This is a genomic window from Tistlia consotensis USBA 355 (assembly GCF_900177295.1).
GTDB lineage: Bacteria > Pseudomonadota > Alphaproteobacteria > Kiloniellales > DSM-21159 > Tistlia > Tistlia consotensis.
On the sequence record NZ_FWZX01000042.1, the window covers coordinates 1 to 5155 of the forward strand.

Sequence of the window (5155 nt, forward strand, 5' to 3'; positions counted from 1 at the left end):
CGGCCTTCCTCGCTTATGTCGAGCAGGTCCTGGTGCCGAGCCTGAGCGCCGGCGACATCGTCGTCATGGATAACCTGCCCGCCCACAAGAGCGCCGCCGTGCGTCAAGCCATCGAAGGCGCCGGCGCCGAGTTGCACTTCCTGCCGGCCTACAGCCCCGACTTCAACCCGATCGAGATGGCCTTCTCCAAGTTCAAGGCCTTCCTCAAGAAGCTCGCTCCCAGGACCGTCGACGACCTCTGGACGGCCATCGCCCAGGGCGTCGAGATCTTCACGCCGGCCGAATGCGAGAACTACTTCGCCGCCGCCGGATATGACTGCGATTGATCGGAAAATGCTCTAGCCGCCCCCCGCGACCTCGGACGGGCTTGCTCCTTCCGGCCTGCCCGGCTATCCATCGGCCCGCGTTTTCGCAGCGCCGAAACCAGCCGCCAGGAGCCGCCCGCCATGACCGCCATCGCCGACATCCGTGCCCGCGAGATCCTCGATTCGCGGGGCAACCCGACGGTCGAGGTCGACGTCCTGCTCGACAGCGGCGCCTTCGGCCGCGCCGCCGTGCCGTCGGGCGCCTCGACCGGCGCCCACGAGGCGATCGAGCTGCGCGACGGCGACGAGCGCCGCTTCGGCGGCAAGGGCGTGCTGAAGGCGCTCGACGCGGTCAACCACGAGATCTTCGATGCGCTCTGCGGAGAGGATGCCGAGGACCAGGTCGCCATCGACCACACCCTGGTCGAGCTCGACGGCACGCCGAACAAGGCGCGGCTCGGCGCCAACGCCCTGCTCGGCGTCTCCCTGGCGGTCGCCAAGGCGGCGGCCGAGGAGGCCGGCCTGCCGCTCTACCGCTACCTCGGCGGCGCCTACGCCCGGACCCTGCCGGTGCCGATGATGAACGTGCTCAACGGCGGCGCCCACGCCGACAACGCCATCGACTTCCAGGAGTTCATGATCCTGCCGGCCGGCGCGCCCTCCTTCGCCGAGGGCCTGCGCATGGGCGCCGAGGTCTTCCAGGCGCTCAAGGGCAAGCTGAAGGCCGCGGGCCTCTCGACCAACGTCGGCGACGAGGGCGGCTTCGCCCCCGACCTCAAGTCCAGCGAGCAGGCCCTCGACCTGCTGATGCAGGCGATCGAGGCCGCCGGCTACCGCGCCGGCGAGGAGGTCTTCCTGGGCCTCGATTGCGCCGCGACGGAGTTCTTCAAGGACGGCGTCTACGACCTCGCCGGCGAGGGCAAGAAGCTCGACGCCGCCGGCCTGACCGACCACCTGGCGAAGCTCTGCGAGGCCTATCCGATCGTCTCGATCGAGGACGGCCTGGCCGAGGACGACTGGGAGGGCTGGGCGGCCCAGACGGCGCGCCTGGGCGGCAAGGTCCAGCTGGTCGGCGACGACATCTTCGTGACCAACCCCGAGCGCCTGGCCGACGGCATCGCCAGGGGCGTCGCCAACGCCATCCTGGTCAAGGTCAACCAGATCGGCACCCTGTCCGAGACCCTGGAGACCGTCGAGCTGGCCAAGCGCGCCTCCTACGGCATCGTCATGTCGCACCGCTCCGGCGAGACCGAGGACACGACGATCGCCGACATCGCCGTCGCGACCAACTGCGGCCAGATCAAGACCGGCTCGCTGTCCCGCTCCGACCGCACCGCCAAGTACAACCAGCTGCTGCGCATCGAGCAGGAGCTGGGCAGCGCGGCGCACTACGCCGGCAAGAGCGCGATCCGGCGGTAGGGCGGGAAGGAGACGGCTTCTCCGATGCGTCGTTCCGCCTCTCCGTCGTCATTCCCGCGAAGGCGGGAATCCATGGTGAGGCAACGCCTGGCGCCGACACTCCGACCGGAGCGGGATCGGAAGGTCCCTATGGATCCCCGCCTCCGCGGGGATGACGGGGGAGTTGTAAAGTCAGTCCTGGGCTCCCTTGATCTGGCTGGACAGCCGCAGGGCGCTCTGACTAGTCCGGTTCCTTGTAGCCAAGCGGGAACCAGACGCCGCGCCAGGCGACGACGCCCATATTCGGTAGGACGTGACCCGGGTCGAGGGTGCAGATGTCGACGTCCCGGATGCACTCGACGACGGTCGGCAGCGTACCGTCGGCGAAGACCCGTCGTGTGAGCAACGACAGAGCGTCGTCGTCGTCGATGGCGGTCACGCCGCAGCCCAGGTTGAGCGGCGTGGGCAGGTCGAGTGGTGCGAAGCGGAACCAGAAGCGGCGGTAGGGAGAGGCGGACAAGGTTCGGCCCCTAGTCGATGACCTGGAACTCGATCTCGGCTCCGTCCGGCAGGTCGCGGATCCGGGTCGCGATCCTGCCGCGGAACCGCATGCCCGTCTCGGCATCCTGCAGGAAGAAGTTGTCGAGATCGAAGGCGCCGCCGAACACGAACGGAATTTTGGGAGTCAGCCGCTTTCCGGGGGGCATCGGCCCATGGCGGCTTTGCCATTCCTGTGCGAACGGCCAGCCGGTCAGCTTGCGGAAATCCAGCAGCAGCAGCCGTGCCCAACGCTCCATGTCGTCGGCGAGAGGCGTGCGGCCGCCGGTCTCCGGGTCGAAGACTTGGATTCCGTCGGGCGTGATCGCGAACTGGCAGCCGAAGACGTCCTCGGCGAAGAACAGGCAGCCGTGCGCGAGGTCGCCGTACTCTGAGCGCCAGCTCTCGCGCGCGTTCCAGGCGTCGAGGCCGATCTCCGGTCCCTCCGAGTGGGTCGGAAAGACGTGCAGCGCCGATTCGAAGGCGTAGAAGCCGTTGCGCCGTCGCAGCAGGTCGAGCAGCGCCCCGGCATGAGGACCGGCCGCCGCCGAGAGGGACGGGGACAGGGTCGGTTCGGCGATCGAGAGGGGCGGGCCGGAGATCTCCAGCAGCCTGCCTAGGCTAGGTGTCTTCATAGTGTCTGCAGATCCATACGCCTCAGCAGAATGAGGAGGCTGCGGGTCTCGGCCAGGGTCACGGCTTTTATTTTTGGGCACGGTCTTTGATCCCATCGCCGCTCTTGTGACCGGTCGACGAGCTTACCATCAGTCAGTTGCCCTGCGTCTTCGGTGAGTCCAAAACGCGAATTGTGAGTCCCGGCGGCCACGCTGGGGCGGCAAAAGGGCCTGCCCGGAAAAAGCCTTGCCTTTCCTTTTGACGCCGAGTCGCGGCCGTGATTCACTCCCGGCCATGACGCTCTGGCTCGAAATCAAGCGACGCGCGTGGCCGGTGGTGGGGCAGGGGCTCGCCGCCGCCACCGTGGCCTATTTCGGCTTCCACATGATGACCGGCGACCGCGGCCTGCAGGCCTATCTGCGGGTCACCGGCGAGCTGGAGCAGGCCAAGACCCTGCACGCCGAGCTCAAGGCCGAGCGCCAGAAGCTCGAGCAGCGGGTCTCGCTGCTGCGCGACGACAGCCTCGATCCCGACATGCTGGAGGAGCGCGCCCGCGCCCTCATCAACCTCGGTCGCGAGGACGAGGTGGTGATCTTCTACGATCACCCGGAGAGCGCCGACCTGCGTGCCGGGAAGCTCAATTAACTGTTTATCGGTTAATTGTAAGAAATCCACAAAATTTCAATGTTTTAGCCGGTCTCTTGCGTCGCCGGGCGCTTGGCTCTAGTCTGCCCGGCAGGGAACGCAGCCGGCAGGCTGCGGGTCGGCGCGGACGGCGCCGACGCGGTCTGCCGGGAACCGTACGGCTGCCCGACGCGCCCGGACCGTGGGGGTCCGGAGACGAGGGGCGGACCGTCGAAGAGCGCGGCAGCGCCGGGAGACGAGATGGCGACCTCTCAGCAAGGCGGCGGCTCCGCCGCGCGGTCGAAGACGGCCGCGAAATCGGCCCCCAAGGCCCCCCTGAAGGCCCCCCAGAAGGCCCAGCGCAAGACCAGGGCCGGCGGCGGCGCCAAAGGCCGCTCGGCGGTCACCCGGGCGGCCGAGCGGAAGGAGCACCCGGTCGAGCGCCTCGCCGAGCGCGCCAAGGCCGAGGACAGGGCGCTCCTGATCAAGCTCTACGAGGACATGCTGCTGATCCGCCGCTTCGAGGAGAAGGCGGGCCAGATGTACGGCATGGGCCTGATCGGCGGCTTCTGCCACCTCTACATCGGCCAGGAGGCGGTGGTCGTCGGCATGCAGTCGGCGCTGGCGGACGCGAGCGACGCGGTCGTCACCTCCTACCGCGACCACGGCCACATGCTGGCGACCGGCATGGAGGCCAAGGGCGTGATGGCCGAGCTGACCGGCCGGCGCGGCGGCTACTCCAAGGGCAAGGGCGGCTCGATGCACATGTTCAGCCGGGAGCGCAAGTTCTTCGGCGGGCACGGCATCGTCGGCGCCCAGGTGCCGATCGGCACCGGCGTCGCCTTCGCCATGAAGTACCTGGAGGAGCCGGGGCTGTGCGTCACCTACCTGGGCGACGGCGCGGTCAACCAGGGCCAGGTCTACGAGTCCTTCAACATGGCGGCGCTCTGGAAGATCCCGGTGATCTACGTCATCGAGAACAACAAGTACGGCATGGGCACCGCGACGGCCCGCGCCGCCGCCAACTCCCAGGAGCTCTACCACCGCGGCCAGGCCTACGGCATCCCGGGCCTGCAGGTCGACGGCATGGACGTGCTGGCCGTGCGCCACGCCGGGCAGGAGGTCATCGAGCAGGTCCGCGCCGGCAAGGGGCCCTACATCATGGAGATGCAGACCTACCGCTACCGCGGCCACTCGATGTCGGACCCGGCCAAGTACCGCAGCAAGGAGGAGGTGCAGCGCATGCGCTCGGAGCACGATCCGATCGACCGGCTGCGCCAGATGCTGCTGCAGGAGGGTCATGCCGACGAGGCCGCGCTGAAGGAGATCGACAAGCGGGTCAAGGAGATCGTCACCGACGCCGCGGAATTCGCGCAGAACAGCCCCGAGCCCGATCCGTCGGAGCTCTGGACCGACGTCTACACGGCGGCGGAATAGGCCGGCGCAGCGAAACGGGCGAGGGAAGAAACGATGCCGACGAACATCCTGATGCCGGCGCTGTCGCCGACGATGACCGAGGGCACACTGTCGAAGTGGCTGGTCAAGGAGGGGGACACGATCTCAGCCGGCGACGTGATCGCTGAGATCGAGACCGACAAGGCGACGATGGAGGTCGAGGCGGTCGACGAGGGCAAGCTGGGCAAGATCGTGGTGGCGGAGGGCACGGAGGGCGTGCC

Annotated in this window: 7 protein-coding genes; 5 read left to right on the forward strand and 2 right to left on the reverse strand. The window is 68.3% G+C overall.

Annotated features, from left to right (window positions below; all coding sequences use genetic code 11):
- Nucleotides 1–326, forward strand: a 326-nt coding sequence (locus B9O00_RS29360; protein ID WP_143596398.1) for a transposase, incomplete at its 5' end; no start/stop codon positions are given.
- 120 nt (nt 327–446) lie between these two features.
- Entirely contained in the window at nt 447–1724 is a 1278-nt protein-coding gene (gene eno / locus B9O00_RS29365; RefSeq protein ID WP_085126519.1) for a phosphopyruvate hydratase, read from the forward strand.
- A 220-nt stretch (nt 1725–1944) separates the two neighbouring features.
- On the opposite strand, the gene B9O00_RS29370 is transcribed toward eno, so the two are convergent.
- Nucleotides 1945–2223, reverse strand: coding sequence for a hypothetical protein (locus B9O00_RS29370; RefSeq protein WP_085126521.1), 279 nt, complete (start codon nt 2221–2223; stop codon nt 1945–1947).
- Nucleotides 2224–2233: 10 nt separating this feature from the next.
- Nucleotides 2234–2971 (reverse strand): hypothetical protein, encoded by a 738-nt coding sequence (locus tag B9O00_RS29375; RefSeq protein ID WP_200808702.1) that lies wholly within the window; start codon nt 2969–2971, stop codon nt 2234–2236.
- A 178-nt stretch (nt 2972–3149) separates the two neighbouring features.
- Between B9O00_RS29375 and B9O00_RS29380 the strand changes: the two genes are divergently transcribed.
- From B9O00_RS29380 to B9O00_RS33955, 3 genes are all read left to right on the forward strand, one after another.
- A complete protein-coding gene (locus B9O00_RS29380; RefSeq protein ID WP_089229845.1) occupies nt 3150–3500 on the forward strand; it encodes an FtsB family cell division protein in 351 nt (116 codons plus the stop codon).
- A 240-nt stretch (nt 3501–3740) separates the two neighbouring features.
- Complete coding sequence (gene pdhA, locus B9O00_RS29385) at nt 3741–4916, forward strand: pyruvate dehydrogenase (acetyl-transferring) E1 component subunit alpha (RefSeq protein WP_085126523.1); 1176 nt, start codon at nt 3741–3743, stop codon at nt 4914–4916.
- A 33-nt stretch (nt 4917–4949) separates the two neighbouring features.
- A partial coding sequence (locus tag B9O00_RS33955; protein WP_235017225.1) for a biotin/lipoyl-containing protein occupies nt 4950–5155 on the forward strand: 206 nt, incomplete at its 3' end.